General features: G+C 68.1%; 23 protein-coding genes, 1 tRNA gene and 1 pseudogene. 9 read left to right on the top strand and 16 right to left on the bottom strand.

What is annotated here, in order from left to right; translation table 11 throughout:
• Positions 1 to 12: 12 nt before the first annotated feature.
• On the top strand, positions 13 to 1,452 hold the full coding sequence (locus tag OIC96_RS33500; RefSeq protein ID WP_330304277.1) for a gamma-aminobutyraldehyde dehydrogenase: 1,440 nt from the start codon (positions 13 to 15) through the stop codon (positions 1,450 to 1,452).
• Positions 1,453 to 1,641: 189 nt separating this feature from the next.
• Here OIC96_RS33500 and OIC96_RS33495 read toward each other — a convergent pair whose 3' ends face one another.
• Positions 1,642 to 2,850 (bottom strand): right-handed parallel beta-helix repeat-containing protein, encoded by a 1,209-nt coding sequence (locus OIC96_RS33495; RefSeq protein WP_330304278.1) that lies wholly within the window; start codon positions 2,848 to 2,850, stop codon positions 1,642 to 1,644.
• Positions 2,851 to 3,231: 381 nt separating this feature from the next.
• Between OIC96_RS33495 and OIC96_RS33485 the strand changes: the two are divergent.
• Positions 3,232 to 3,959: pseudogene (locus OIC96_RS33485) on the top strand (tyrosine-type recombinase/integrase); the annotation flags it as partial.
• 289 nt (positions 3,960 to 4,248) lie between these two features.
• Here the strand turns inward: OIC96_RS33485 and OIC96_RS33480 are convergent.
• On the bottom strand, positions 4,249 to 4,791 hold the full coding sequence (locus OIC96_RS33480) for a DUF4231 domain-containing protein (RefSeq protein ID WP_330304279.1): 543 nt from the start codon (positions 4,789 to 4,791) through the stop codon (positions 4,249 to 4,251).
• A 327-nt stretch (positions 4,792 to 5,118) separates the two neighbouring features.
• Positions 5,119 to 6,069, bottom strand: coding sequence for a hypothetical protein (locus OIC96_RS33475; protein WP_326604932.1), 951 nt, complete (start codon positions 6,067 to 6,069; stop codon positions 5,119 to 5,121).
• A gap of 231 nt (positions 6,070 to 6,300) precedes the next feature.
• On the opposite strand from OIC96_RS33475, the gene OIC96_RS33470 reads away from it, so the two are divergent.
• Positions 6,301 to 6,531 (top strand): hypothetical protein, encoded by a 231-nt coding sequence (locus OIC96_RS33470; protein WP_330304280.1) that lies wholly within the window; start codon positions 6,301 to 6,303, stop codon positions 6,529 to 6,531.
• Positions 6,532 to 6,540: 9 nt separating this feature from the next.
• On the opposite strand, the gene OIC96_RS33465 is transcribed toward OIC96_RS33470, so the two are convergent.
• A protein-coding gene (locus OIC96_RS33465; protein WP_330304281.1) for an IS3 family transposase occupies positions 6,541 to 7,703 on the bottom strand; the annotation gives its coding sequence in 2 pieces (ribosomal slippage) (positions 6,541 to 7,416 and positions 7,419 to 7,703; 1,161 coding nt in all).
• Between the two features lie 56 nt (positions 7,704 to 7,759).
• Here OIC96_RS33465 and OIC96_RS33460 point away from each other — a divergent pair.
• The gene (locus OIC96_RS33460) at positions 7,760 to 7,903 is read left to right on the top strand and encodes an integrase (RefSeq protein WP_330304282.1); all 144 of its coding nucleotides are present in this window, start codon (positions 7,760 to 7,762) and stop codon (positions 7,901 to 7,903) included.
• Between the two features lie 92 nt (positions 7,904 to 7,995).
• Here the strand turns inward: OIC96_RS33460 and OIC96_RS33455 are convergent.
• Positions 7,996 to 8,070: transfer RNA gene (locus tag OIC96_RS33455), tRNA-Val, on the bottom strand.
• Between the two features lie 168 nt (positions 8,071 to 8,238).
• On the opposite strand from OIC96_RS33455, the gene OIC96_RS33450 reads away from it, so the two are divergent.
• The 3 genes from OIC96_RS33450 (at position 8,239) to OIC96_RS33440 (ending at position 11,315) form a co-directional block, all read left to right on the top strand.
• Complete coding sequence (locus OIC96_RS33450) at positions 8,239 to 9,054, top strand: DUF4097 family beta strand repeat-containing protein (protein ID WP_330304283.1); 816 nt, start codon at positions 8,239 to 8,241, stop codon at positions 9,052 to 9,054.
• Positions 9,055 to 9,129: 75 nt separating this feature from the next.
• Positions 9,130 to 10,572, top strand: a complete 1,443-nt coding sequence (locus OIC96_RS33445) for a hypothetical protein (protein ID WP_330304284.1) — start codon at positions 9,130 to 9,132, stop codon at positions 10,570 to 10,572.
• Positions 10,573 to 10,715: 143 nt separating this feature from the next.
• The gene (locus OIC96_RS33440) at positions 10,716 to 11,315 is read left to right on the top strand and encodes a DUF4383 domain-containing protein (RefSeq protein WP_330304285.1); all 600 of its coding nucleotides are present in this window, start codon (positions 10,716 to 10,718) and stop codon (positions 11,313 to 11,315) included.
• Between the two features lies 1 nt (position 11,316).
• On the opposite strand, the gene OIC96_RS33435 is transcribed toward OIC96_RS33440, so the two are convergent.
• The 3 genes from OIC96_RS33435 to OIC96_RS33425 form a co-directional block, all read right to left on the bottom strand.
• Positions 11,317 to 12,453: an amidase domain-containing protein gene (locus OIC96_RS33435; RefSeq protein WP_330304286.1), complete on the bottom strand. Its 1,137-nt coding sequence runs from the start codon at positions 12,451 to 12,453 to the stop codon at positions 11,317 to 11,319.
• Between the two features lie 147 nt (positions 12,454 to 12,600).
• Positions 12,601 to 13,902, bottom strand: a complete 1,302-nt coding sequence (locus OIC96_RS33430; protein ID WP_406501557.1) for a hypothetical protein — start codon at positions 13,900 to 13,902, stop codon at positions 12,601 to 12,603.
• 69 nt (positions 13,903 to 13,971) lie between these two features.
• Positions 13,972 to 16,251, bottom strand: coding sequence for a transglycosylase domain-containing protein (locus tag OIC96_RS33425; RefSeq protein ID WP_406501559.1), 2,280 nt, complete (start codon positions 16,249 to 16,251; stop codon positions 13,972 to 13,974).
• Between the two features lie 388 nt (positions 16,252 to 16,639).
• On the opposite strand from OIC96_RS33425, the gene OIC96_RS33420 reads away from it, so the two are divergent.
• Positions 16,640 to 16,867, top strand: coding sequence for an FmdB family zinc ribbon protein (locus tag OIC96_RS33420; protein WP_327428380.1), 228 nt, complete (start codon positions 16,640 to 16,642; stop codon positions 16,865 to 16,867).
• Positions 16,868 to 17,012: 145 nt separating this feature from the next.
• Here OIC96_RS33420 and OIC96_RS33415 read toward each other — a convergent pair whose 3' ends face one another.
• Genes OIC96_RS33415 through OIC96_RS33405 form a run of 3 tightly spaced genes read right to left on the bottom strand, consistent with a single transcriptional unit; the run spans position 17,013 to position 21,558 of the window.
• The gene (locus tag OIC96_RS33415; protein WP_330304287.1) at positions 17,013 to 17,840 is read right to left on the bottom strand and encodes an HAD family hydrolase; all 828 of its coding nucleotides are present in this window, start codon (positions 17,838 to 17,840) and stop codon (positions 17,013 to 17,015) included.
• Positions 17,840 to 20,344, bottom strand: coding sequence for a phosphoribosyltransferase (locus OIC96_RS33410; protein ID WP_406501561.1), 2,505 nt, complete (start codon positions 20,342 to 20,344; stop codon positions 17,840 to 17,842). Before OIC96_RS33410 ends, OIC96_RS33415 begins: the two co-directional genes overlap by 1 nt.
• 44 nt (positions 20,345 to 20,388) lie before the next feature.
• Positions 20,389 to 21,558, bottom strand: a complete 1,170-nt coding sequence (locus OIC96_RS33405) for an HpcH/HpaI aldolase/citrate lyase family protein (RefSeq protein ID WP_330304288.1) — start codon at positions 21,556 to 21,558, stop codon at positions 20,389 to 20,391.
• A 207-nt stretch (positions 21,559 to 21,765) separates the two neighbouring features.
• Between OIC96_RS33405 and OIC96_RS33400 the strand changes: the two genes are divergently transcribed.
• Positions 21,766 to 22,602 (top strand): TerD family protein, encoded by an 837-nt coding sequence (locus tag OIC96_RS33400; RefSeq protein ID WP_330304289.1) that lies wholly within the window; start codon positions 21,766 to 21,768, stop codon positions 22,600 to 22,602.
• A gap of 151 nt (positions 22,603 to 22,753) precedes the next feature.
• Here OIC96_RS33400 and OIC96_RS33395 read toward each other — a convergent pair whose 3' ends face one another.
• The 5 genes from OIC96_RS33395 to OIC96_RS33375 all read right to left on the bottom strand — a co-directional run bounded on the left by OIC96_RS33395 (position 22,754) and on the right by OIC96_RS33375 (position 26,774).
• On the bottom strand, positions 22,754 to 23,491 hold the full coding sequence (locus OIC96_RS33395; protein ID WP_330304290.1) for a TerD family protein: 738 nt from the start codon (positions 23,489 to 23,491) through the stop codon (positions 22,754 to 22,756).
• A gap of 145 nt (positions 23,492 to 23,636) precedes the next feature.
• Positions 23,637 to 24,785, bottom strand: a complete 1,149-nt coding sequence (locus tag OIC96_RS33390) for a DUF475 domain-containing protein (protein WP_330304291.1) — start codon at positions 24,783 to 24,785, stop codon at positions 23,637 to 23,639.
• Positions 24,786 to 24,891: 106 nt separating this feature from the next.
• The gene (locus OIC96_RS33385; RefSeq protein ID WP_327428387.1) at positions 24,892 to 25,467 is read right to left on the bottom strand and encodes a TerD family protein; all 576 of its coding nucleotides are present in this window, start codon (positions 25,465 to 25,467) and stop codon (positions 24,892 to 24,894) included.
• 159 nt (positions 25,468 to 25,626) lie between these two features.
• A complete protein-coding gene (locus tag OIC96_RS33380) occupies positions 25,627 to 26,202 on the bottom strand; it encodes a TerD family protein (RefSeq protein WP_327428388.1) in 576 nt (191 codons plus the stop codon).
• Between the two features lie 113 nt (positions 26,203 to 26,315).
• The gene (locus tag OIC96_RS33375; protein ID WP_327428389.1) at positions 26,316 to 26,774 is read right to left on the bottom strand and encodes a peroxiredoxin; all 459 of its coding nucleotides are present in this window, start codon (positions 26,772 to 26,774) and stop codon (positions 26,316 to 26,318) included.
• Between the last annotated feature and the right edge of the window lie 11 nt (positions 26,775 to 26,785).

Raw genomic sequence — 26,785 nt, 5'->3', positions numbered from 1 at the left:
GAGAGCCGTTCCATGAGCACCACGTTCCGCAACTACATCGACGGCGTACTCGTCGACGCCAAGGACGGCCGCACGCTCGATGTGGTGGACCCCACCACCGGTGACGTCTACGCGACCTCCCCGCTCTCGGCCGCGGCGGACGTCGACGCGGCGATGGCGGCCGCCGCCGCGGCGTTCCCCGTCTGGCGCGACACCACACCGTCCGTACGGCAGCGCGCGCTGCTGAAGATCGCCGACGCGATGGAGGCACGGGCCGACGAGCTGGTCGCCGCGGAGAGCCGGGACACCGGCAAGCCGCTCTACCTCACCCGCAGCGAGGAACTCGCCCCCGCCATCGACCAGGTCCGCTTCTTCGCGGGCGCTGCGCGCATGCTGGAGGGCCGCTCGGCCGGCGAGTACATGGAGGGGATGACCTCCATCATCCGCCGCGAGCCGGTCGGTGTGTGCGCGCAGGTCGCGCCGTGGAACTACCCCTTGCTGATGGCGGTGTGGAAGTTCGCCCCGGCGCTCGCGGCGGGCAACGCGGTGGTCCTCAAGCCCTCGGACACCACCCCGGCGTCCACCGTGCTGATCGCCGAGATCATCGGCGGTGTCCTGGAGGAGCTGGGCCTGCCCCAGGGCATCTTCAACGTGGTCTGCGGCGACCGCGAGACCGGCCGCCTGATGGTGGAGCACCCGACCCCCGCGATGGCCTCCATCACCGGTTCGGTACGCGCCGGCATCCAGGTCGCCCAGAGCGCGGCCAAGGACGTCAAGCGGGTCCACCTGGAGCTCGGCGGCAAGGCCCCGGCGGTGATCTTCGAGGACGCCGACCTGACGAAGGCGGTCGAGGACCTGGTGGTCGGCGGCTTCTTCAACGCCGGCCAGGACTGCACGGCCGCGACCCGCGTCCTGGTCCACGAGTCGGTCCACGACGAGTTCGTGGCGGCGCTGGCGAAGGCCGCGGCGGACACGAAGACCGGGCAGCCGGACGACGAGGACGTGCTGTACGGCCCGCTCAACAACGCGAACCAGCTCGCCCAGGTCAGCGGCTTCATCGAGCGCCTCCCCGAGCACGCCACGATCGAGGCGGGCGGCCACCGGGTCGGCGAGAAGGGCTACTTCTACGCCCCGACCGTGGTCTCCGGCCTCCGGCAGGACGACGAGATCATCCAGAACGAGGTCTTCGGCCCGGTCATGACCGTCCAGTCGTTCACGGACGAGGCCCAGGCCGTGCGGTACGCCAACGGCGTCGAGTACGCGCTGGCCTCCTCGGTGTGGACCAAGGACCACGCGCGCGCGATGCGGATGTCGAAGAACCTCGACTTCGGCTGCGTGTGGATCAACACCCACATGGCACTCGTCGCCGAGATGCCGCACGGCGGATTCAAGAAGTCCGGCTACGGCAAGGACCTCTCCGCGTACGGCTTCGAGGACTACACCCGGATCAAGCACGTCATGACGTCGCTCTGACATCCGGAAACCCGTCGCCCGCCCCAGCTCCGCACCGGGGCGGGCGACGGGTTTTACAGCGGCATCCAGTACGCCGCGGCACTGATGTCGGAGCCGGACGTCAAAGACCCCCAGCCATGATCGGCTGGGGGTCTTTTCCTGGTGGGCGCGGACGGTTTCGAACCGCCGACATCCGCCTTGTTAGTTCGATCAGCGGCAGATGCCGGGAGGGGCCGCGTTCGGGCCAATGTTTCGAATCCAGGTGTTGGCCGTGCCGTCGGTGCCGGCGCCGCTGGTGGCGTCGCGGCAGTCGAGCATGCCGCTGCGGCGGGCGATGTTGGAGTCGATGGTGTTGCCCCCGTTGCCGCCGGCATCGATGCGGATGCCGTCGCCCGCGTTGTCGCTGGCGATGTTCCGGGAGATGACGGAGTTCCCGAGCGAGTTCGCTGCCACGCTGATGCCGTGGCCGACGGTGCTTGATTTGGAATTTCTGATGACGTTGCTGGTGATGGTGACGTTGGTGTTGGGTGAAAGGCCAAAGGCGTTGGCCCGCACGCCTAGGAAGCCCCTCTCAATGGTGTTGGAGGTGATCCTCAAATTCGTATTGCTGTCTCCGAAGAAGATCCCGGGGGCGCCAAAGTTGTCCTGGATGATGTTATTCCCTACGGAGACGTTGCTGGACTTGAAGATGAACGCAAAGGCTCTATCCTTCAAAGAGGTGTTTCTATTTACTCTGACATTGTCGACTCCTCCGGGTGCCAGTGCGTCCAGAAGGACACCAGAGTTCTCGTTACCGGAAAATGTGTTGTTTTCGATGTCCGCGTTCTTCAGGCCCGCGTCCGAGTAGACTCCATTGCCGCTTGCAGAACCGGGTTCATTGTTCTCGCGGATACAGTTCTGTTCAACCTCGGAGAGGTTTGTGCCGCTGGAGTTGAAATAGACTCCGAATACGTTGTCCTGGATTACGTTCTGCCGTACTTGGTAGCCCGAGTATGCCGCACTCGCGACAATGCCATAACTGGAGGTATTGTTCTGAACGGTGAAGCGGGAGAACCTGATGCCGTCCTCCATCAAGCGGACACTGCCTGAGCCATCCGCCGACTGAATGATCGCCTGCCTAGACGGATTCGGAGCTCCGGCCTGGCTGCACACTGTCCCACTGGGGGCGGCGGCCGGTCCGACCAACCGCAAATTCGCCTTGTTCACGGTGACAACCTCGTTGTATGTTCCGGCGCAGACCCTGATCTCACCTCCCGGCGAGGCCGCAGTAATCGCTGCCTGGATCGTGGTGAAAGGTGCACCCGGGCATTGCGCTCCGTTGTCATCCACAACGAGTACGGCCTGAGCTGCCTGGCTGGGCACTGCCGGGAACGCTGTAGCCACTGCGACGCACACCGCGACAAGAATCGTCTTCTTCATGGCCTTCTCCTTGACTCTCGATGCAGACCGCAATCCGGTCGCACGGCAGTACAAGCGGCTAGGTGGCACATAACCTGGCAGCCGGACTGATGGAATTAGCTGGAATTCGCCGGACTCCATCAGTTACGTAAACCGAACGAAGCGCGGGCAAGCACTCGCTGGTTGAGAAGCTAGGTTGGTTACATTGGGTGCGCAAGCGGTAGCACTCCGTACGCACCACTGAGCGTGCGACGCCACCGACCCGCCGGGGCGGGCAAGCCTGTGCCTCTGCTCGGAACGTTGTCGAACGGCGCCGTCAACTGCCGTGGAAGGTGCGCCAATTCCCCACGCCGGCGGTCCGACAGTTGACCCAGGATCGCCTGCTCCTGCGCCAACAACTGCGCAGCTCTGTCGGCAGCCTGCCGCGAGGAACTGATCGCCAGGAACGTCGTCACCCTCGTTGGCGCGCCTCGAGTCGAGTCACGCAGCCTCCGCCCTGGAGTCTGGACGAGACGCTCGACTTCCTCACCGCGGCTCGGAGTGATCCGCTCTACGCCACATTCGTTATCGCTATCGCTCTCGGTCTCCGTCGTGGGGAGGTCATCGGACTCCGGTGGCAGGACGTAGACCTTGAAAAGCGCGAGATCAAAGTCCGAAAGCAGCGGCAACGGGTCGGAGGTGAGGCATACGAGGACGACCCGAAGGGGCGACGCCGGAAGCAGGTGCTGCCGCTGCCGGCCATCTGCGTGGCCCTTCTGAGGTACCAGCGCATGCGGCAAGCCGCGATGCGTGAGCGTGCGGATGATCGCTGGGAGGAGAACGGCTACGTCTTCATCACGCGTACGGGGCGACCGATCGAGCCGCGCAACGTCTACCGCTCCTTCACTCGGGTCGCCAAGAACGCGAACCTACGGGTGATCCGACTGCATGACGCTCGACACGGCTGCGCGGCCCTGCTCACCGCGGCCGGGGTGGCGCCACGCGTCGTCATGGAGACCCTGGGGCACAGCCAGATCGCCGTCTCGATGAACGTCTACGCCCACGTCGTCCAGGACACGCAGCGCGAGGCGGTCAGCCACATGGACCGGCTGCTCACAAGGCGCCTGCAGCGCGAGCAGTCCCGGCGCTGATGTCAGATCCGGATGTCAAAGACCCCCAGCCATGATCGGCTGGGGGTCTTTTCCTGGTGGGCGCGGACGGTTTCGAACCGCCGACATCCGCCTTGTAAGGGCGGACGTGGTCTTCGGCATGTCCGCCCATGTCACTACGGCTGTAGCGGCAGCCCAGGTAAACGGTGCTTCTCGACTGCTTCGACCCGTCGTTGACCGTGGCTGACCGCACGATGTGGCACGGCTGTGGCACGCGCCCGTCTGATCCATGGCTCTGGAGAGATCGGTCAGTGTGGCACGGCCGGCCGGTCTACCGAAGTTCTCGCCGGGCATCTGGGACGCCGGGCGGTGTTTGAACGTCAGTGCTTACCTGGCCACCCAAGGTCATCACATTGAGGGTCGCAGAGTTCTCGTTGGCGATTGCGCTCTCTACACGGGCGACCAGAGTCGTGAATGCTTCGGCCTCCGAGAGACCCGAGTAGGGCCCTACCTTGGTTTCGAAGTAAATCCGCTCGTGCCCAAGGAGCTGTTCGGTCGACCTGTAGTTCTTCCACTGTTCGCGGTAGCGGTACACACTCTCCAACGAGACGGAGCCGACAACGATCAAGCTCAGCACCGTGGCGGTAAGCTTGGCGAATGACAAGTCAAGGTTGACTAACACGGGGACCAAGGCTCCCCCGACGACGGATATCGTCCTCATCCGGAGATGCATGGCCTTCGTCTTAACAGCCTTCTTGTCGTACCACTTCTGGTACTGAGACAGCCTCCCCTCCACGTAGTCCTGCGCCGCGGCCACAGGCCGGGAGACAGGCGGGTGGGCTTCGAGTGACTGACCGTCATCCGTTCCTGACATGCGCGGAAGTACACCGGTGGTCTAACGGCGCAGTCAACTCGGCAGCCCCAGGACAGCCCTGGAGCACCAGTTTGGAAGATCGCGTACGCACCTCCTGCCCGAGCAGCCACCCCACTGACCTGCACGTTCCCACCAGCCTCCCCGCAGTTCCCCGAGCCTCCCCATGCGGAGCCATCCCATCAGGCACGCGGGGGGGGGCACGTCGGCTAGGGCACGGGCAGCATCTGATCCGTAGGCGGGTTCACCCCGGATGCGTGCCCCGTGGACAGTGTCCGAAGGTCGGCGGAGCGGGTGGGTGGCGGTGCCTCCAGGGCTGCACGGCGGTGTTCAGCCTGTGCAGCCCAGGACACTTCCGGGCGGAGCGCAGTTGTCCGGGGTGTTGTTACGAACCACGGACCGGTCGAGGCTCAAGGAGCCGCCGGCTTTGTAGATGCCGCCGCCACTGCCGGGGCCGCCCGTCGCGGTATTGCGTTGCACGGTGGAGCGGGTCACCGTCAGCGTTCCTTGGTTCCAGATGCCGCCGCCGAAGGGGGCAGTGTTGCTGTACACCGTGGAGCCGGAGACCGTCATCTCGCCCAGGTAGTTGAGGATGCCGCCGCCGTCACTCACTCTCGCGGTGTTGTGGTGCACCGACGAGCGGATCAGCGTGACCGTTTGGCCGGCGAGGTAATTGAAGATGCCTCCGCCATTGTCTCCGGAATTGCCGAACACACTGGAGTCACGCACCGTGAGGGACCCGTTGTTGTTGATTCCGCCGCCGGCGCCGATTGAGTAGTTGTCCCTCACCGTGGAGCTGACCACCGTCAGCGTGCCCAGGTTGTGGATGCCTCCACCCGCGCCTGAGGGCGCCGTGTTGTCTCTCACCGTGGAGTGGCTCACCGTCAACGTGCCCTCGTTGTCGACGCCGCCGCCGGAGGACGCAGCGCTGCCATGGGTGAGGATCACGTGGTCCAGGAGAACCCGGGCTCCGCTGCCGACCGTGACGGTGGAGCCTGCCTGGTTACCGTCGAGCACCGCCCCACCGACGCCCCTCAGGGTCAGGTCCTTGTCGATGGTGAAGGGGCCGGTACAGGTCCCTCTCACCAGCAGGGTGTCGCCGGGCGAAGCGGCGGTAATGGCGGGCTGCAGGGCGTTGGGGTTGGCGCTGCAGCTCACCGTGGTCACCTGGGCAGCCGCGGCCGGTACCACTCCGGCCAGGCCGGCTGCCCCTGCCGCTACCGCAACTGTCGCCTGTGGCAGCCAGCGGCGCCGTAGGAACCTGCTTACTTCGATGAGCATCTGGCTTCTCCTGGCCTTTCAGTACGCATATGCGGGAAAGAGGTACGCCCTAACGTCGTTCTCTCAGCGCGGCGCGAGCACCCCGTGATCGAACATGTGGTGCCCCGGCCGGACAGCGCAGCGTCGGGGGCGATCGGCTTGTCCCTCGAATGGTCCGACAAACCTGCCTGATCGGACTACGCGGACTGTTCGGGCTTGAGGAACCTAGGTAAGGCATGAGGGAGTCACAGCGTGGACTGGAAGGCGATCGCAACCGTTGCTGTCGGAGTGATCGGGCTGATAGGCGTCATGGCGCAGCGCCGCTACAACAGGGCACAGGGGCGGGACCGAGCGAAGGCCGATCTGGACCGGTTGGCGCTATTGCCAGAAGACAGCTCGGTGCGTGAAGAGCTGCGCAATCACATTGACGAGACCATCCGCCATATCATTAGTGTCGAAGGGGTCTGCTGCAGGTTTGGGTGACAGGTTCGATCACGCGGTTTGGAGGGCCGGTGTGGTCATGACGGTTTCGAATTCGACGGGGGTCAGTCGGCCGAGCGAGGCTTGTCTGCGGCGTCGGTGGTAGGTCCTCTCGATCCAGGTCACGATCGCGATCCGCAGTTCCTGACGCGTGGCCCACGAGCGGCGGTCGAGGACGTTCTTCTGCAGCAGGCTGAAGAAGGACTCCATGGCCGCGTTGTCGCCTGCCGCCCCGGCCCTTCCTGTCGAACCGGCCATCTGGTGGCCGCCGAGCGCCCGGACGAATTTCCGTGACCGGAACTGCGACCCGCGGTCGGTGTGCAGAATGCACCCGGCAACATGCTCACGCCGGGCAACAGCGTTGTTCAGGGCGGTCACGGTGAGGCGGGACTTCATCCGCGCGTCGATGGAGTAGCCGACGATCCTCTTGCTGAAGACGTCCTTGACCGCACAGAGATACAACTTTCCTTCGCCGGTGGCGTGTTCGGTGATGTCGGCGAGCCACAGCCGGTTGGGGCCATCCGCGGTGAAGTCGCGGCGGACCAGGTCGTCGTGCACCGGCGGACCGGCCTTTTTGATCCTGCCGCGCCTCTTCCCGAACACGCTCCACCAGCGGTTGTCCCGGCAGATCCGCCACGCGGTCCGGTCGGCCATGACCTCCCCCGCGCCGCGGGCTTCATCAGCCAGGAAGCGGTAACCGAACTCCGGATCGTCACCATGGGCGTCGAACAGCGCGTTCGCCCGGTAAGCCTCCTCCAGCACGGCATCGGTCACCGGCCGGTCGAGCCAGCGGTAGTAGGGCTGTCTGGCGAGCCTGAGGACCCGGCACGTGACCGTGACGGGAACCCCGTGCGCGGCCAGCTCCTTCACGAGCAGGTAGATCCTTTTCCCGGCAGATTCGCCTGCGACAGGGAGGCCGCGGCCCGGCGCAGGACCTCGTTCTCCTGCTCCAGCAGCTTGATCCGCTGACGCGCGGCCCGTAGTTCCGCGTTCTCCTGCGTGGTCGTTCCGGGTTGCAGCCCGTCGTCGATGTCCGCGCGGCGCATCCACTTCGACAGCGTCACCGCGTGGACGCCGAAGTCGGCGGCCACCTGCTCGAGTGTCACGTCCGGGCCGCGGTTCCTCGCGACCCGCACGACGTCCTCGCGGAACTCTTCGGGATAAGGCTTGGGCACAGCGACATCCTTCCCACCCGCCCTACAGGGCAAGCCAGTTCAGATGTCACCCGATCGTGCAGCAGACCCGCCACTCGTCGGTGCGAGCCGCGCTGATCTATCAGCACCTCGTCAACGGCCGCGATCACCAGATCGCCGACTACGTGGACGGTCAGATCAAGAAGGTGAAGCGGCCTCCGCAGGGCCCATCTGGCACGTAAGTGGCACGGCACCGAAAGGTCGCCGAGAAAGATCAAGGCCCAGGCATCCGGATTCACACCGGTTGACCTGGGCCTTGTTCGTGTCCTGAGACTGGTGGGCGCGGACGGTTTCGAACCGCCGACATCCGCCTTGTAAGGGCGGCGCTCTACCGCTGAGCTACGCGCCCAGGACGAGTCGACAGCCTACATTGCCGGAGGGGATGCCCCGCAAACCGGTATCCGGTGATGGTGAGTGGGACGGGCCCGGGCGGGGCGGAGCGGGGGGTTTTCCCCACCTCGGATTCGGGAGCCCTCCGGATGCCCCGGCGCGCCGCGTGTTCATACGGTCGAAGGGCATGGGCAGCCAGCCTCAGGGGGAGATCATCATGGCCCGTACCGTTCCCGTCCGCGCGGCCTCCGTCGCCGGCGTCGTCGGCGTAGTCGTCGCCCTCATCGCGGGCGTCACCGCCTGTGGCGCGTCCGCGGGGGACGACAAGGAGCCCGAGCATCGGTCCTTCGCCCTGCACGGGCGGGCGCTCACCGTCGACTCGGACGACTCCGCGATCGATCTTGTCGTCGCGGATTCCGACGCGGTCCACACCGTCCAGGTCACCCGATGGTTCGAAGGGCACGTCGTCGTCGGTGGGGACCCCAAGGTCACCTGGGCCATGGAGGACGGTGACCGGCTGGTGCTGCGGATGAAGTGCTCGGGTGTCGTCGCCGACTGTTCGGCCCGGCACCGGATCGTGGTGCCGCGCGGTGTCGCCGTCAGCGTGGCGGACGGGGACGGACGGGTGACGGCGCGTGGCTTCGAGGAGGCGCTCAGCGTGCGTACGGCGGACGGTTCCGTCCGTGTGACGGACTCCTCGGGGCCGCTGGACCTGCGCAGCGCCGACGGGTCGATCAGCGCGCTCGGGGTGGACTCGCGGCGTGTGCGGGCCCGTACTCAGGACGGTTCCGTACGGCTCGAACTCGGCGTCGTACCCGACCTGGTGCAGTCGCGCAGCCAGGACGGCTCCGTCACCATCGCGCTGCCCCACAACTCCTATCGGGTGACCGCCGACAGCGGCGACGGGTCCGTGGATGTGTCTGTGCCCCGTGACCCGGCCAGTTCCCATGTGGTGTCCGCCCACACGAACGACGGGAAGATCACGGTACGAACCGCGAACTAACAGGCCCGTGTGTTCGTCCTTAACCGGTGGGAGAATGACAGCCGGGCAAGGCGGATGACAGCACGGGAGAGGGATGTGACGGCGACACCTTCGCAGCCGTATTCGCCGTTTGTGCCATGTGCACAGCCAGCGCGACCAGCGCAACCAGTGCGAGCAGCACAGCCGACGCGGCCGGCGCAGCCGGTACCGGGTGTCTCGCGCGCCGCCCGTGACGTACTGACCCTCCTGGCCCTGCCCCTGCTCGCCGCCCTCGCGCTGCCCGCCGCCTTCGCCGGTGGCGGTACCCGGCGGTGGTTCGGCGGGCGTTCCGAGAGTCAGCGGGCCGAGGCGCAGGCGGCGAAGGACGCCGCCGCGGCCGCCTTCTACGAGCTCGACACCGCGCAGCGCGATCTGCGGATCTCGATCGAGACCATCACGGCCGTCGACGACTCCCCCGCCGCCCGTCGCGTCGTCTCCGACTTCGAGGCGCTGGGGCGGCGCATCGACGAGGCCAGCCAGAAGTACATCACCGCCGTCGACGCCCACGATCTCGACCGGGTCGAGCTGGAGGCGTCGGTCGCCGCGCGGGCCCGCACCGAGCTGACCGCCGCCAAGGACGAACTGGGGCGGGTCAAGCAGGATCTGGACCGGTTCGAGCGCGGGCTCGCGCCGCTGCTCGGCAAGGCCGAGACGCAGCTGGCCCGGCTCGCCCCGGCCGTCGAGCGCGCCCGCCAGGCCCTGCTCGCCGCGTCGAACGCGCTGGATGCCGTACGGCAGTCGGGGCTCAAGGCCGACGATCTCGCCGCCCGGCTCGCCGCCCTCGGGCCCGAGCTGACCAGGCTGAACCAGGGGGCCGGGCAGCACGGCGTACCGGAGACCCTGGAGCGCGCCGAGCGGGTCTCGCGGGAGGCCGGGGCGGTGCGCGCGGAGGCGGAGCGGCTGCCCGAGCGGGCCGCCGAGACCGACCACCGGCTTGTCTCGCTGCGCACCCGCGCGCAGGCGCTGACCACCCGGTCCGGGCAGGTGGAGCCGGTGCTGAGCGAGCTGCGGCGGCGGTTCTCGGCCGCGTGTTGGCAGGACCTTCAGCAGGTACCGGAGCAGACCGCGGAGAACGTACGGCAGGCCGAGCTGAAGCTGAAGGAGGCGCAGGCCGCGCGCGACGCGCAGCGCTGGCCGGACGCGACCTCGCTGCTGTCGACGGTGCGGGCGCTGCTGAACCACACGGACGAGGCCGTCTCGGCCGCCGGCGACCGGCTGCGGCGGCTGAACGCCGTACAGAAGGACCCGCAGCAGGAGATCGACCGCACCCGTTTCGCCATCCGTGACGCCCAGCGCCTCGCGATGTCGGGCCGCAACACCCCCGACCCGCGGCACGCCCGCCCGCTCGACGACTCCGTCGGCCGTCTCGACCGTGCCATCGCCACGCTGGAGGGGCGCCACCCCGACTACTGGCACTTCCTGACGGAGACCGAGGCCGTACGGCAGACGGTCGCCCGGGTGGTCTCCCAGATCCGCGAGGAGCGCGGCGGCCCGGCCTGAACCCGCCCGCACCCGTGCCCCCTGCCCCTGCCCCTGCGGCTCTGGTGTTGGCGGTCCGGGTGGCCCGGGCGGATCCTGAATGTACGTACGTACGGCCTCCCTGGCTGTACGCGGGCCTCCGCCGGCTGTGTGAGGAGGCGGACATGGCCGCACACGCGCTGCGCCGGCGGTCCGGGCCGGATTCCGGGCGCGGTTCCAGGCGGCGCATCTTCTTCGACGAGCATCTGCCCGTCGATCATCGTCTCAGCACCTTCTACCGGATCGGCGCGGGCCTCATGGGCCTGGTGCTGCTCGCCTTCGGCATCCTGGGCCTCATCGACAGGGTCGGCTTCTTCGAGACCGGCGGGGACACGGTCGCGGGGCTGAACACCAACGGCTCGCTCAGTGTGCTGTCGATCTGCGTCGGGGGGCTGCTGTTCGCGGGGATGGTGATCGGCGGGAACTTCGCCTCCACGCTCAACATGGTTCTCGGCGTCGCCTTCATCCTGAGCGGCTTCGTGAACCTGGCGCTGCTCGACACCGGCTTCAACTTCCTCGCCTTCCACATCCAGAACGTGCTGTTCAGCTTTGTCGTGGGCGTGATGCTGATGTTCTTCGGCATGTACGGGAGGGTCGGCTCGGCCCTGCCCCACGACAACCCGTACTGGAAGGCCCGCCATCCGGAGCAGCTGGAGCGCGAGCGGCGGCTGAGCGCCTCGGCAACGGCCCTGCAGCGTGCGCGCAGGGCCGTGCCGAAGGGGTGAGTCAGGTGCGGTACGCGTAGTACGCCGAGGTCGGGTACGAGGCGAGGATGCTCGACACCGACCTGCGGTAGGTGTCGGTGTCGTGGTAGGTCAGATACGGAACGCCGCTCGAACTCCGGTACGACGTGATCATGGAGTGGTCCTTGGACCCGTCCTTGTCGAAGTCCATCTGCATCACGTCACCGACGTCCATCTGGTAGACGTTCGCCAGGGCCGTGGTCCGCTTGGCCGTCTGGGTGAACCACGACCACTCGTTCACGCCGACCCAGGTGTCGGTCTGGGTCGAGGTGCCGTAGGACCAGGTGCCGTACTCCTCCGACGAGCTGCTGACCTGCTTCCAGCCGCCCGCGTTCAGGGACTGGCTCAGGTAGTTGGTGCAGTCGCCGCCGACCGAATTGAACTTCCGGTAGGCGGTGTTGTAGTTCTTCCAGTACTTCTCGGCGTACGTCGCCATCGCCGCGTAGTCGTACGTGGAGCCGGTGAGCGTCTTGGGGTTGGCGGGCGCGGGATACGTGGTCGCTGCCCGGGGGGCGTCGACAGCGGCCATCGTGGTCTTGCGCGGCGTCGTGCCGGTGACGGGCTCGTTGACCTGGCGGGGGCCCTTGTCCGTCGAGCGCTCACCCGACAGCTTCCAGGTGCCGTCCGGCTGGGCGGTGAAGGTCAGTACGTGGTGGGCGCGGAAGCCCGTCGTGTCGGGCTCGTCACCGCGGATCTTCTCGTACGTGAGGGTGGTGGTCTCGGTGACCCAGGCAGTGGCCCGCTTTCCCTTCACCCGGGTCCTGTTCACGGTGACCTGGGTGTCGGCGGCGGTGTAGGCCTCGCCCAGCGCCGCGAGGCGGGAGCGGGTGCCGCGCAGCGAGGAGACCGCGGTGTTCTCCGTACGGGTCAGCGCGGCGGACAGCGGTATGCCTCCCGTCGGCTTCAGCGCCGTACGGGTGGCCTGGTTCCCGTCCAGGAGGGCGGCCGTACGATCGGTGAACACGGCGTCCGCCGCGCGGCCGAAGGCGTCGGTGGTGGCCCGGTTCACCGTGGTGGGGGACGTGTCCGCGGCGTGGGCGGCGGACAGGGGCAGCAGGACGGCGGAGAGGGCGACCGCCGTCACGGTCGAGCATCTGCGGCTCAACTTCTTTGATCTCACTGATGATTCTCCTTGATCCCCGGCCGGACGCCGGGGAGGGAATCTTTACATGTTCACCTCAAGTGTGGTGAACCTGGGTGGATCCAGTGAGGCCACCGGTCAATTCCCCTGCTCGGAGGATAGGTTGACCGCGCCGGACAGCTATATCTACTTCACCACCGTCGACCAGTCCGGCGACTGCGCGGGGTCCAGGCTGCGCAGCTGTTCCAGGACTTCCGGCTTCTGCACGTCGAGCCAGTCGGCCAGTTCACGGAAGGACACACAGCGAACGCCCTTCTTGGTGCACACGTTCTTGACGACCTGGTCGATGGCCTTCATATAGATGCCGCCGTTCCAGTCCTCGAAGTGGTTACCGATGAAGAGCGGTGCCCGGCTGCCGTAGTACACCCGGTCGAAGCCGTTCATATAGGACTTGACCGTCTCCTGTTCCCACTCCGGGTACTTGGCAGGGTCTCCCGCGGTCTCGCCGTCCGACTGGTTGTAGAGGAAGTTGAAGTCCATGGAGAGGCCTTGGTACGTGCCGCTCTCGTAGGGGAGCAACTGGAGCGGGAAGTCCCAGACGCCCTCCTTCTTGGTGGGCCATATCTGGAAGTCGCCCTTGGAGCTGGCGTCGTAGCGCCAGTTGTACTCCTTGGCGGTCTCCTTCATGGCCTTGAGCAGGTTCTTCTGACCCTCCAGGCAGGGGGCGCGCCCGCCGGTGATCTCCTTCGTGGCGTCGAAGGGCAGGGCCGGCAGATCGGTGTAGCCGGTGTTGGTCTTCCACTTCTCGACGAACGAGAAGAACTGCTCGATCTCACTCTTCCACTGCGCCACGCTCCAGTCCCCGCCGCCCTTGGCCTCACAGAAGTGGCCGTTGAAGTGGGTGCCGATCTCGTTGCCCTCCTTCCACGCCTCGCCGAGCTGCTCCAGCGTGGTGCGGATGTGCTCGTCGGTGGGGTAACTGATCGCGGCGGAGCCCACCGGGTGCATCGGCGGGTTGTAGAGCGTCTTCTTGGCCTTGGGCAGCAGATAGATGCCGGTCAGGAAGAACGTCATGTGGGCGTTGTATTCCTTGGCCAGCTCCCGGTAGTGGGAGAAGAGCTTGTCGTCTCCCTGAAGGGCGCCGTCCCAGGAGAAGACGACGAACTGGGGCGGCTTCTCACCGGGCTTGAGCGGTACGGCCTTCAACTCGCCCTTCTGCGGCCCTGTGTAGGACGTGGAGCCGTCGCCGAGCACCTTGGTCTTGCCGTCCCAGGCGGGCTCCTTCGTCGCCTTGCCGGCGCCGTCGGAGCGGTGCGCGCTGGCGGACGCGGCCGGTGTGGTGTCCGAGCGGTTCAGGGCCAGATAGGTGGCGGCCGTGGACGTGACGACGAGGAAGGCCGCCATGGCCGCGAAGCCCTGGCGGGCGGAGACGGCGGCAGAACCGGGAGCGGGGTCACGGCGACGGCGCCGGCTGTGCTTCGAGTTCATACGGGGCACATTCTGCGAGGGGGGTGGAAGGGGGAGGAGCGTGGCGGGGCGGCCGCTCGACCGCCGGGGTCAGCGCAGCGGACTCATCGCGCCCGACCAGATGCCGTACGGGACGTCGGCGCCGGATACGGCGTCGATGCCCTTGAGGGGCAGTGGTTCGAGGCTCTTGGTCAGGTCCATGCGGTAGAGGACGACCGAGGTCGTCACGGAACGGTTCGTGCCCACGTACCAGGCGGCCTTGTCGTCCGACGTGGTGCCGGCCTTCCCGGCCACCTGCGCCGACGCGGGCGCCGCGCCGGCGTGGCCGGTACTGAAGGAGTCCGTGAGCGCTTCGGTGACCTCGCGGGCCACTTCGGCGCTCACCGCGCGATGGGGACCGGGCGTGTCCAGGTCGACCTTGGAACCGTTGCGGGTGATGCGCCGCACGGAGTAGGGCTCGATGTGCGTCCCGCCCGCGGCGAAGGTGGCGTAGGAGCTCGACATCCGGATCGCGCTGGGCGTGGAGCTGCCCAGGGACAGCGCGGGCACCTGCGGTCCCATGCTGGACGAGAGCAGGCCTGCCGCCTCAGCGGTCTTGCGCACCTGGGCCAGGCCGGTGTCCATCCCGAGCTGCATGAACGGCACGTTCACGGACGCGGCGAGCGCCTTGCGCAGAGTGATCTGCCCGTACGACTTCTTGCCGTCGTTGTGCGCGGCGACCTTCTTGCCGCTGCGGTCCCAGTAGGGGCCCTCGGGCGTGGTGACCGGGACGCCGTCGTCGCCGTTGTAGACAGAGTCGGGCGTGACCGGTGTGGCGGTGCTGCCACGCGTCTTGTGGACGCCGTGTTCCAGGCCGGCGGCGTAGACGAACGGCAGGAACGCCGAACCTGCCGGGACGGTGGTGGCGTTGGACTCGTTGTAGCCCTGCGTACGGTGGTCGGGGCCACCGTAGACGGCGAGGATCCTGCCGTCGGCGGCCACCGAGGCGGCCCCGTAGTGCGCGGTCTTCGCCGCCTTGGGGTCCTCCTTGAGCGCCTTCTTGCGGGCCTTGGTCACGGCGTCGGTGAGCGCCGTCTCCCGCTTCCGGTCGAAGGTCGTGTAGATCTGGTAGCCGCCCAGGTCGAACTCTTTGTCCGAGATGTGCCCGGCCTTCTTGGCGTACTGGGTCGCCAGCTCGACCAGGTAGTCGCTCTGCTTGCCGGTGTCGAACGTCTGGGACTGCTTGAGCGGCGCGGGGAACTTCTTATAGGTGGCCCGCTCGGCCGGCGACAGCTTGCCGATCTTGACCATGCGGTCGAGGATCCAGGACCACCGCTCCACGGCGCGGGCGTGGTTCGCCTTGCTCAGGGTGGGGTCGTACAGGCCCGCGCCCTTGAGCAGGGAGGCGAGGAAGGCGCCCTCGCTGGCATTGAGCTGGCTGACGTCCTTGCCGTAGTAGGCCTGGGAGGCACGCTGGAGGCCGTAGGTGCCGCGGCCGAACCAGCTGGTGTTGAGGTAGCCCTCCAGGATCTTGTCCTTGCTCATCTTGTTGTCGAGCTTGAGGGCGATCATCGCCTCGGTGAACTTGCGGCTCACCGTCTGGTTCTGGGTCAGGTAGACGTTCTTGACGTACTGCTGGGTGATGGTGGAGCCGCCCTGGGTGTCACCCTCGCCGACAGTGCGCACCAGAGCACGGCCGATTCCTTTGAGGGAGATGCCCGGGTCGGAGTAGAAGCTCTCGTTCTCCGCCGCGAGGACCGCCCAGCGCACGTCCTCGGGGATGTCCTTCAGCGGCATCGCCTGTCGCCGCACCCAGCCGGTACGGGCCATGGGTGTCCCGTCCGACCAGAAGTAGACGTTGTCCTGCTGGGTGGCGTAGGTGTTCAGGTTCTCGGGTATGTCAGTGGCGGCGTAGGCGATGACCAGCAGGGTGCCGGTCAGCCCGATGGCCAGGCCCCAGGCTCCCAGCCACTGCCGCCAGGAGGGCATCCAGCGCCGCCAGCCGGAGCGGCCGGGCCGCGGGTACCGCGGTTTGAGACGGCGGGCGAGGGGTGCGAACCGCGCGGCGAGGCCGGACGGCGGTGCGGGTTTACGGCGGCTGCCGCGATGGCCTGAACTCGCCCCCCGGTCGGCTCGTTGCGCGGATTCCTCCGCCTCCTGGTGCGCCTCGGCGGAGACGTTCCCGCGAGACGGGATGCGAAGCTGGGTGGTCCTCTCGGCGGGAGTCTCGGCGGCGGGCGGGATGCGGAGCTGGGTGGTTTCCTCGGCACGGGGCGGGATACGGAGCTGGGTGGTTTCCTCAGCGGGAACCTCGTTCGCCGTACGACGGCGCGCGGGCTGTTGCGGTTCGGCGCGCTTCGGGCGGTCGTCGCCCTCCTGCGGTCTAGCCACGGCAGGCTCCGGCGCATGGACGGCCCAGGGGATGCGGGACACCCGTTCGATGCCATGCCTCGGTCACGACTGCGTCTCCCTCCGCACTTCGGAATTGCGCGCGCGGGTAGATGCAGCGGCCACATATGCGGCTGCGAGCCCCCCTCCCCGACCTTGCGGCTCGTCGCGGCCCTCCTAAATTATCAGCGTCCAATACGATCGCTTCGATCAGCGATCAGACAAAAAAGCTCAGAGGCCAACTCAACCCACCAGCACACCCGGGCCGTCCGCCCTCGGCCCCCCGGTTTCGGGTCCCATCCCCCGGACACCGGCACCGCTCGCGGCGACCGCACCACGGGAAGGCCGCGGAGCCCTACGACCGCCGGCCGGCTCCGGCTAACCTGTGAGCATGCCTCGCTACGAGTACCGCTGCCGGACCTGCGGCGACACCTTCGAACTGAGCCGCCCGATGGCGGAGTCCGCCGCCCCCGCGGCCTGCCCCGCCGGGCACGACGACACGGTGAAGCTCCTGTCGACGGTCTCCGTCGCCACGGGCGGCTCGGCGTCCGCCCCGGCCCCGGCGCCACGCTCCGGCGGGGGCGGAGGCGGCTGCTGCGGCGGGGGCTGCTGCGGCTGAACCCGGAAGATTTCTCAGGAACTCTTCAGTCTTTTTCCCGGACCCCTCGCAGGCCGGTCCCGGGCGCCGACTTCTCAGGCTTGAGCAGGCCGGTCCCGGGCGCTCAGGCTTGAGCAGGCCGGTCCCGGGCCGCCACTCCTCGCACTCAGGCAGCCGCTCCCGGGCGGCCGGCGTGCAGGAACTCCCGCAGGATCCGCTCCCCCGCCGAGACCCCCCGCTCCGGAAGCGCGGTGATCGCGGGCGCCGTCCAGTCGGACTCCGCGAGTTCACCGTGGCCCGGGCGCCAGCCCCGGTCGGCCGCCAGCAGCAGGTCGGCGTCCAGGAGGGAATCGCCGGCCGCGAGGGTCAGCGGCGCGCCGGTGCGGCGGGCGACCTCCCGCACGGCCGCGCTCTTGGTGAGCGGCTTCGGCACGGCGTAGATCTTGCGGCCCTGCAACGACACCGTCCAGCCGCGGCTCTCCGCCCACACGGCCAGTTCCTTCACCCACTCCTCGGGCAGCAGTTCGCGCTCCACCACCAGATACGCGAACAGGTCCTCGGCGACCCGGTGCTTGCGGACCCAGGCCGGGTCGGCGGTGGCCTCCAGGTACTCCCGCACCTCGGCCAGCGGCGCGCACTCCGTGGCGAGCCGCGCCGTCACGCTCGCGTGCCAGTCGGGGTCGGACACCCCGTCGACGAGCAGGTGCCCGCCGTTGGCGCAGATCGCGTACGTCGGCGCGGGGCCCGGCAGGTTGATGCGCTGGTACTGCTTGCGGGTGCGGGTCGTGGTGGGGACGAAGACCGCCAGGTCACCGAGTTCGGTGAGGAGGGCGGCGGCCGTCTCCGTCATGAACGACAGCGGCTTGCTCTCGTGCACCTCGACACAGAGCAGCCGGGGCGCGCGGGCGTCCGGCATGGTCAGCGCGAGGGCGGCCGAGGAGTAGATCAGCGTACGGTCGAGGTCACTGGCGACGAGCACCTTGGGCGCGGACATCAGACCGTCACCGCCTTGCCGTCGGCGCCGGTCGCGCCGCGCGTGTACTTCGGGTGGATCAACCCCACGCAGGTGTACGGGAGTTCGGCGACCTCCTCGACGGGCACCCCGCGCTGCTCGGCGAGCAGGCGTACGTGGTCGAGGTCGGCGCCCGCTCCGGCGCGCGCGAGGATCTTCCAGGGGACGCGGCGCAGCAGCACCCGGGTGGTCTCACCGACGCCCGGCTTGACCAGGTTCACGTCGTGGATCTCGTACTCCTCGCTGATCCGCTCAACCGCCGCCCAGCCCTCCCAGGTGGGGGTGCGGTCGGCGGCGAGGAGCTCCTTGGCCTGCGCGCAGGCCGCGTCGGCGACGTCGGCGAAGTGGGCGGCGACGGCGTCCAGGAAGTCGACGGAGACATCGGAGCCGGCGAGCTCGCGGTAGAACTTCGCGCCGTGGAAGTCGTGTTCACCGACCAGGTCGGAGCGCAGCACCGTACGCGAAATCAGCCCGGAGACCGTCGAGTTGAGGCAGGCGGAGGGGATGAGGAAGTCCTCGCGGGTGCCGTACGTCTTCACACACGAGCCCGGGTCGGCGAGCACCGCGATCTCCGGGTCGAAGCCGGTGATGCCGTCGGAGTCCTCGAACTCCTTGATCGCGTCGGCGAGTTCGCGGGTGATGGCGCCCTTGCCGGTCCAGCCGTCGACGAAGACGACGTCGGCCGGGTCGTGGTGGGCGGCCAGCCAGCGCAGCGCGTTGGCGTCGATGCCGCGGCCGCGGACGATGGAGACGGCGTAGTGCGGCAGGTCGAGGCCGTGGCGGTGCGCGGCCCAGCGGCGCATCAAGACACCGACGGGCGTGCCCGCGCGGGCCAGGGACACCAGCACGGGGCGCGGCGACCGCTCGGCGAGCACCAGCTCGGTGACGGCGCCGACGGCCTGCGCGATCCGGGCGGCCGAGGTGCCCAGCGCGGTGTGGAACAGCTCCTGGTACTGGGGGCTCGGCTGGTACTCGACCGGCAGCGACTCCGCGTAGTGGGCGCCGCCGCTCTGGATGGCCTCCTCCCGCTCCTCGGTCGGCGCCTCCAGGCCCACGTCCGAGAGGTCCTGGAGCAGCCAGCCGACCTCTTCGGGCGCGTACGAGGAGAAGGCGGGGCCGCGGAGGGGCTCAGGCAGCATGGAGGGCCTTTCGGTGGACGGCCGTGCGGGGACGTAACTGGGGACGACGGCGAGCAGGACGCTCGGGGTGTGCGCGGCGAGCTGGGCCAACAGGCCGTCGGGGGCACGCAGTTCGGGGGTGTCGGCCACGGAGTCGACGACGGCGACCACGGCGTCGAAGCCGGCGCCGGCGACGTTGTAGGCGTAGCGCTCGCCGGGGCCGTCGTCGGGGTTGTCGTGGGCCGGGAAAACGATTCGGCTGCGGATCGCGTAACCGGGGTCGTCGAGGGCGAGGACGGGCGAGCGGGTGGTCGTGGAGTAGCGCACGTCGGCGTCCACCACCTGCTCCAGCTCCCGCGCCAGCCGCAGCGGCGCGTACATCAGCTCCTCGAAGCCGAGCACGAGCACCCGCCGGGCGCCGTCGGGCAGCGCGTCGGCGATCCGGGCGGCCATGGCGGGCAGCGCCCCGTCCAGCCGTATTCGATGCCCGGGCGTGAACCCGTGCCGCCCGCCGTCGGGGACGCCTCGGGGCCAGCCCAGCTCGACGCGAGTGGCCTTGCCGGCGCGTCCCTGAGCGGGGGCCGCGGGCGCCGCCGTCTCGTGCGCGGCGACCAGGGCCTGCCCCTTCTCCAGGACGCCCTCCGGAAACTTCACCGTGCCCGAGGCCGCGGACACCAGGTCCACCAGGGCGCCGATCTCGGCGGCGAAGTCCTCCAGGCGCCCCAGGTCCGCGGGCGAGCGCATGTCGACCAGGGCCACGACCACGTACCGCTCCCGCGGATACCGCTCGTGCAGGGCGCGGATCGTGTTGAGGACCGTGTTGCCGGTGGAGAACTCGTCGTCGACGAGGACCAGCGGGCCGGAGCCCGCCAGCAGACCGGCGTCCTCGGGGAGCAGCAGATGCGAGGTGGCGTGCGAGTGGGACTCCTCGAAGCCGCCCGCCCGGGCGACGCCCTCGACCGGGCGGCGGGTGGAGTGCAGGTAGGGCGCGAGGCCCACGCCGTCCGCGACCGAGTGGCCGAGCCCGGTGGCCGTCTCCGCGTACCCGAGGACCACGGCCGCGCGGGCGTCCTCGGTGCCCAGCAGGTCGCGCACCCGCCGGCCGAGCGCGAACCCGTACCCGTACACCACGGACGGCGACTGCGGTACGTGCTTGCCCAGGACGTTGGACACGAGCAGATGCGCACGCTTGGGGTTGCGGCGCAGCGCGAGCCCCAGCAGGTCGCTCAGCTTCTCGTCGCCGACGAGTTCGACGCCGAGCCGCTCGGCGACCCAAGTCCCGGTCCACACCACGTCGTTCACGTCGACTGTGTTGTTCACGTCGTCCGTGTTGTGCACGTGGTCCACGTCGTTCACTGCGTTGTTCATCAATTCCTTGTTGATCGGGTTCCGCGTCGCTCGGTCCGGCCGGCTCACGCCGGGAGTCCGGCGGCGAGCAGGTCCACGAAGCCGATGTCCTCGTGCGCCACGCCGAAGACCTCGGCGCGCAGGAGGGTGCGCTCGGCCCAGGCGCGATGCGGCTTCACCTCGTTCATCTTGTTCGTGTACGCCGACCGCAGCACACCCCCGCCGCCGCGCTCGGGCCTCAGGATGTCCTGCGCGTCGCTGAACTCCTCGTGGCTGACGACGGACAGCGCGTGCACGGGCAGCACGTGCGAGGGGTGGATGCAGGTCTTGCCCATCAGACCGTTGGCCTGGTCGAGGGTGATCTCGCGCAGCAGCCCGTCCATGGCGTGCTCGATCAGCGCCTCGCGCAGCTCCTCCGCCTGCCCCTCCAGGAAGGGGCTGCGACGCAGCTGCGGCTTGAACATGCGCTCCTGGACCCGGAAGTACTCCCACACCGGCCCGGTCACCGTGAAGCCGGTGCCGTCGGCCCGCCCCAGCATGTTCACCACGTCGGCGATCACGGAGGCGACGACCTGGACGTCGTACGCCGTCATGTCGGGGGCCCTGCGCAGCGCGTACGAGGAACAGAAGTCCGTCACCCCGAGGCGCAGTGCGAGCACCCGGTCGCGGTACTTGTCGACGGCGCGGGAGATGCCCTCCAGGGTCTCCACGCGCGACTCCCGGTACAGCAGCTCGGGCGATTCGAGGACCGGCATGGCGAACAGGCGCCGCCCGCTCGCCGTCTCGGCGGAGGCGAGGGCCTCCAGGAAGGGCATGCCGCGTTCCTCGGTGAACTTCGGCATCACGAATCCGGACAGCAGCCGCACGGCGGGACCGAGGCGCTGGACGAGGTCGGGGATCTGCCCGGGGAAGCGGACCCGGATGAACAGCAGCGGAAGCTCGCCCACGTTCTCGCGTCCCGCGAGGTCGGTGAACTGCCTGACCAGGTTCTCCTCGGCGCCCTCGACCTCGTCGTCGTGGATCGAGTCCTCCAGGCACAGCACCATGGACACCACACCAAGCCCGGCCTGCTTGACGATGTCGTCGGCCAGCTGCGGCCGGGTCGCCGGGCTGTACAGCGTCGCCCCGAGGGCCGCCGAGAGCACCCGGGCCGGCGAGTCGGCGGTGAAGACGCCCGGCTCCCGGAAGAACAGGCGCTGCCGCTCTTCAGGGGCAATGTGACCAAAATGACGCATGAAACTCCCCCGTGGCGGCTAGGCGGCCCGATGTGATGTGGCCGGTGATGCGGCCCTACGTGATGTGGCCGGTAATAGTACGTATAGATCCATGTCAGGGGTTCCCACCGGGCATGAAGTTCAGGTAACTCGGCCATGTCGAACACCCACCGGTTCTGGGGAGACCCCACGTTGTCGTGACCAGGACCGAGAGGGCAGGATGACCGCATGACGCACGCGATGCTGAAAGGGTCGAACGTCCCGCTGGACGCCACAGCGGTGCGCGCGGTGCTGCGCTGGACACCCGGGCAGGGTGTCCCTGATGTCGATGCCTCGGCGCTGCTCCTCGGCCCCGACGGTCGTGTGCGATCCGACGAGGACTTCGTCTTCTACAACCAGCCCCGCCATCCCTCCGGCAAGGTCTGGCGGCTCGGCAAGAAACGCGTCACCGAGGGCCTCACCGACACGATCCAGACGGATCTGGCGGGTGTCGAGTCCGGTGTCGGACAGATTCTTCTGGTCGCATCGGCGGACGACGTCACCTTCGACCGCGTACGGGACCTGCGCATCCTGCTGTACGACGCCGCCGTCGCGGACGGCGAACCTCTGGCGTACTTCGACATCAAGCCGGAGACCGGCGCCGAGACCGCGCTGATCTGCGGCGAGCTGTACCGGCGCGGCGGGGGCTGGAAGTTCCGCGCGCTGGGCGAGGGCTACTCGAACGGTCTGGAGGGGCTTGCCTCCGACTTCGGGATCACGGTGGACGAGACGGAGGCCGCCTCGGCCGCCGCCGCACCCGTGACCGGATCCGTACCCGACGCCGCGGCCTGGTCCGCGCCCGCAGCCGTCCCCGAGACGTCGATGCCACTTCCCCCCGAGCAGCCCGCCCCGGTGCCCCAGCAGCCCGCGTACGGCTATCCCCAGCCCGTCGGCCAGCCCTCCTACGGCTACCCCCAGACCGCCCCGGCCGCACAGCCGGCCTACGGCTTCCCCCAGCCGGTGGGCACGGGCCCGGACCCGGACTTCAAACTGCCACCACAGGGGCCCCAGTTCATCGGCCGCTAGAGGCCGCCCCTTCAGCGGGCGCCCCGTAAGGGGCGCGGGGCTGTGTCGATATGCGGCTCCGCCGCGTGGGCGCGACCAGCCACACACAACCCGCAGCCGCGACCGCACCCCCACCACCCGAGCTCTTGGGCGAACCGAAGCGGACCGTCAGTCAACGGCCGACCTTCGACTTGTACCCCCGCCCCCACTGCAACCCCCACCCGTACAGCCGGTCGAGCTCCGCCTGGAACCCGTACACGAACTTCACTTCCCGGCGCACAGTCACCTCCCCCTTGTTGCTCTCGATCATCACCACCGCACAGGACCGCGCCTGCGGATGCCGCTCATCGAGCCCGATCTCGATGCGCGGCCCGTTGCTCGGGTAGAGCGTGATGATCGCGTGCGTACGGTCGAAGGCCGGGGTCTGGTCGTAGATGTAGACGAAGACCAGCAGCCGTTTGATGTCGTCACGGTGGTCGAGGTTGACGAACGCCGTCTCGCCGGACCCGGAGCCGAAGCGGTCGTCGCCGCTGAGCTTCACATACGGCGCGGCGTTGAGCTCACCGAAGAAGCTGCCGAGTGGCTGGACGACGCCCTTGGTGCCGTCCGTCAGCTCGTACATGACGCCCAGGTCGAGGTCCACGTTGACCATGCTCTGGGTGTGCGCCTGGACCACTTCCGGTTTGAAGGTGCGGAAGGGGTGGCGCAGCAGGCTGCCGCGCTGCGGCCCGCCTATGTCTGAGGTGCGCATCCGCCAGGACAGGTTGATGCGCAGATTTCCGGTGGCCGCGCCCTGCTTGGTGAGCGAGACCGTGTGGTTCCGCTTGGTCAGCTCGATGGAGTTGGTGGCCGCGCTGCCGGAGTCGAAGTCCGCCGAGCGTCCGCGCCACAGGTCCTGCCAGATGCCCATTCCGCCCCCCACGTTCCTCGATATGCGGCGGGGCGGCCGTGAGGACTCGTCCTCGACGGCCGCCCCGCTCAGAGCGTTCCTCAACCGGAGGGGTGTCACACCCCGGAAGCCGGTGGGGTGTCACACGCCGGACACCCGTGGGCTGTTACACCCCGGACGAGACCTCGGCCTTCTCGTCCGAGGACTCACCTTTTCCCTCTGCCGCCGCGAGCGCCTTGTTGCGGCGTACGGACGACCAGAAGGACCAGGCGATCAGGACGACGCCGACGAGACCGGTGATGACCTCGTGGATCTCGTACTGGATGGTGACCATGAGGATCACGGCGAGCGCGCCGATCGCGTAGTGCGCGCCGTGCTCCAGGTAGACGTAGTCGTCGAGGGTGCCCTGGCGGACCAGGTAGACCGTGAGCGACCGGACGTACATGGCGCCGATGCCGAGGCCGAGCGCCATGAGAACGATGTCGTTGGTGATGGCGAAGGCGCCGATGACGCCGTCGAAGGAGAAGGACGCGTCCAGCACTTCCAGGTAGAGGAACATGAAGAACGCGGCCTGGCCGGCGAGGACGACGGCCGGCTTCTTCTTGCCGGTGCGCTCGGCCTCCTCCTCTTCCTCGTGCTCGCGCTCCTCCTCTTCCTCGAGCTTGTCCTCGAAGTAGCCGGAGAGTCCGCCGACGACCATGTACGTGATCAGGCCCGCGATGCCGGCGATCAGCACCGTCTGCGCCTTGTCGACGTGCGCGCCGCCGTGCTGATGGGCGTTGGCCGCGAAGGTGAACGAGGTGATCAGCAGGACGACCAGGGCGATGCAGACCGCCAGCATGTCGACCTTGCCGAGCTTGGCCAGCGGCCGCTCGATCCAGCGCAGCCACTGGATGTCCCGGTCCTCGAAGATGAAGTCGAGGAAGATCATCAGCAGGAACATGCCGCCGAAGGCGGCGATCGCCGGGTGGGCGTCGGTCACGAGCTCCTGGTAGTGGTCCTTGTTGTTCAGCGCGAGGTCGACCGCGTCGATCGGGCCGATCTTGGCGGTGACGGCAACGATGACGACAGGGAAGACCAGTCGCATGCCGAAGACGGCGATCAGCACACCGACCGTGAGGAAGATCTTCTGCCAGAAGGCACTCATCTTCTTCAGGATTCCGGCGTTGACCACCGCGTTGTCGAAGGACAGCGAGATCTCCAGGACGGCCAGGATCGCCACTACACCGAAGGCGGTCCACCCCCCGTAGAACGCCGCTGCGACCAGACCGAGCGCGGTAATCGCGAACGACCAGCCGAAGGTTTTCAGAAGCACTGGCTACCCAATCGTGTATGTACGGGTCTCCCCCGCGCCGTACTCGGCTTTACTCACTGTTGACCACGAAGTCTAGAGGGCTGCCCCTTCGGCTGACCTAGGCGGGCTAGGAAACGTTGACCCCGAAGTCGAGGGCGATGCCCCGCAGGCCCGACGCGTACCCCTGACCGACCGCTCGGAACTTCCACTCCTGGTTGTAGCGGTAGACCTCGCCGAAGATCATCGCTGTCTCCGTGGAGGCGTCCTCGGAGAGGTCGTAGCGGGCGAGCTCCTGGCCGTCGGCCTGGTTGACGACGCGGATGAAGGCGTTGCTGACCTGGCCGAACGTCTGGCCGCGGTTGTCGGCGTCATGGATGGAGACCGGGAAGACGATCTTGTCCACGTTGGCCGGCACCTTGGAGAGGTCGATCAGGATCGACTCGTCGTCGCCCTCGCCCTCACCCGTGAGGTTGTCACCGGTGTGCTCCACCGAGCCGTCCGGGCTCTTGAGCTGGTTGTAGAAGATGAACCACTCGTCCCCGAGCACCCGGCCGCCGTTGCACAGCAGGGCGCTGGCGTCGAGGTCGAAGTCGGCTCCGGTGGTGGAGCGCGCGTCCCAGCCGAGCCCGATCATCACCTGCGTGAGGTTCGGTGCGGCCTTCGAGAGGGAGACATTGCCTCCCTTGGCGAGCGTGACGCCCATGATGCTGGTCCTCCCCGAGGTCAATCCTTCAGTTGTGTTGCGGGCCCGGCACCGCACGTGAGGTGCGGTGCCGGGCCTGAGAGCCGAAGGCCATCCGACTCAAGCGTTCCCGCCCGAGCCCAGATCGACTCGGACGTTCACGCCAAGGCGCGGAACGGCTCAGACGTTCACGCCGAAGTCCTGCGCGATGCCGCGCAGGCCCGAGGCGTAGCCCTGGCCGATGGCGCGGAACTTCCACTCCGCGCCGTTGCGGTAGAGCTCGCCGAAGACCATCGCGGTCTCCGTCGAGGCGTCCTCGGAGAGGTCGTAGCGCGCGATCTCCGCCTCGCCCGCCTGGTTCACCACGCGGATGAAGGCGTTGCGGACCTGGCCGAACGACTGCTGGCGGTTCTCGGCGTCGTAGATCGAGACCGGGAACACGATCTTCTGGACGTCGGCCGGGACGCCGGCGAGGTTGACCTTGATCTGCTCGTCGTCGCCCTCACCCTCACCGGTGATGTTGTCCCCGGTGTGTTCGACCGAGCCGTCCGGGCTCTTGAGGTTGTTGAAGAACACGAAGTTGGCGTCACTGCTGACCTTGCCGTCCGCGTTCGTGAGGATGGCGCTGGCGTCGAGGTCGAAGTCGACGCCTGTCGTCGTACGGGCGTCCCATCCCAGACCGACGATGACCGCGGTCAGTCCCGGGGCCTCCTTGGTCAGCGATACGTTGCCGCCCTTGCTGAGGCTGACTCCCACGAGTCCTCCCAATGGTGTCCGGGGGCGGGAAGCCCCGTAGTGCGTTGGTATCGGATCAACGTGTCGATCCTAGTGACGGGTTCCCGGACCCCGCAGGGCTTGGAACCGAAGAATCACAGGGTGTCGAGCGCCTTGACGTACTCGTTCAGGTCACGCGCGTCCGGCAGACCGTTGACGATGGTCCAGCGGACCACGCCCTCCTTGTCGATGATGAACGTGCCGCGCACCGCGCAGCCCTTGTCCTCATCGAAGACGCCGTAGGCGCGCGAAGTGTTGCCATGCGGCCAGAAGTCGGAGAGCAGCGGGTACTCCAGGCCCTCCTGCTCGGCGAAGACACGCAGGGTGTGGATGGAGTCGTTGGACACGGCCAGCAGCTGGGTGTCGCGGTCGGTGAACTGCGGAAGGTTGTCGCGCAGGGAGCACAGCTCACCCGTGCACACGCCGGTGAAGGCGAAGGGGTAGAAGAGCAGCACCACGTTCTTCTCACCGCGGAAGTCGGACAGCTTCACGGTGGCGCCGTGGTTGTCCTTGAGCTCGAAGTCCGGGGCCTTGGAGCCGACCTCGATCGCCATAGTCACACGCT

It is taken from the genome of Streptomyces sp. NBC_00775 (assembly GCF_036347135.1).
Taxonomy (GTDB): Bacteria; Actinomycetota; Actinomycetes; order Streptomycetales; family Streptomycetaceae; genus Streptomyces; species Streptomyces lutosisoli.
This window is presented reverse-complemented; position numbering and strand designations above follow the sequence as displayed.

What these genes read in the sequence shown, in the direction of transcription:
- OIC96_RS33415 (WP_330304287.1), bottom strand. Translation starts at nt 17,840, where the DNA reads ATGTCCGCGCCCAAGGTGCTCGTCGCCAGTGACCTCGACCGTACGCTG.
- OIC96_RS33400 (WP_330304289.1), top strand. Translation starts at nt 21,766, where the DNA reads ATGACGCACGCGATGCTGAAAGGGTCGAACGTCCCGCTGGACGCCACA.
- OIC96_RS33440 (WP_330304285.1), top strand. Translation starts at nt 10,716, where the DNA reads ATGGCCGCACACGCGCTGCGCCGGCGGTCCGGGCCGGATTCCGGGCGC.
- OIC96_RS33385 (WP_327428387.1), bottom strand. Translation starts at nt 25,467, where the DNA reads ATGGGCGTCACGCTCGCCAAGGGAGGCAATGTCTCCCTCTCGAAGGCC.
- OIC96_RS33475 (WP_326604932.1), bottom strand. Translation starts at nt 6,069, where the DNA reads ATGCTCATCGAAGTAAGCAGGTTCCTACGGCGCCGCTGGCTGCCACAG.
- OIC96_RS33405 (WP_330304288.1), bottom strand. Translation starts at nt 21,558, where the DNA reads ATGCGTCATTTTGGTCACATTGCCCCTGAAGAGCGGCAGCGCCTGTTC.
- OIC96_RS33375 (WP_327428389.1), bottom strand. Translation starts at nt 26,774, where the DNA reads ATGGCGATCGAGGTCGGCTCCAAGGCCCCGGACTTCGAGCTCAAGGAC.
- OIC96_RS33500 (WP_330304277.1), top strand. Translation starts at nt 13, where the DNA reads ATGAGCACCACGTTCCGCAACTACATCGACGGCGTACTCGTCGACGCC.
- OIC96_RS33450 (WP_330304283.1), top strand. Translation starts at nt 8,239, where the DNA reads ATGGGCAGCCAGCCTCAGGGGGAGATCATCATGGCCCGTACCGTTCCC.
- OIC96_RS33410 (WP_406501561.1), bottom strand. Translation starts at nt 20,344, where the DNA reads ATGAACAACGCAGTGAACGACGTGGACCACGTGCACAACACGGACGAC.
- OIC96_RS33395 (WP_330304290.1), bottom strand. Translation starts at nt 23,491, where the DNA reads ATGGGCATCTGGCAGGACCTGTGGCGCGGACGCTCGGCGGACTTCGAC.
- OIC96_RS33495 (WP_330304278.1), bottom strand. Translation starts at nt 2,850, where the DNA reads ATGAAGAAGACGATTCTTGTCGCGGTGTGCGTCGCAGTGGCTACAGCG.
- OIC96_RS33430 (WP_406501557.1), bottom strand. Translation starts at nt 13,902, where the DNA reads ATGAACTCGAAGCACAGCCGGCGCCGTCGCCGTGACCCCGCTCCCGGT.
- OIC96_RS33480 (WP_330304279.1), bottom strand. Translation starts at nt 4,791, where the DNA reads ATGTCAGGAACGGATGACGGTCAGTCACTCGAAGCCCACCCGCCTGTC.
- OIC96_RS33420 (WP_327428380.1), top strand. Translation starts at nt 16,640, where the DNA reads ATGCCTCGCTACGAGTACCGCTGCCGGACCTGCGGCGACACCTTCGAA.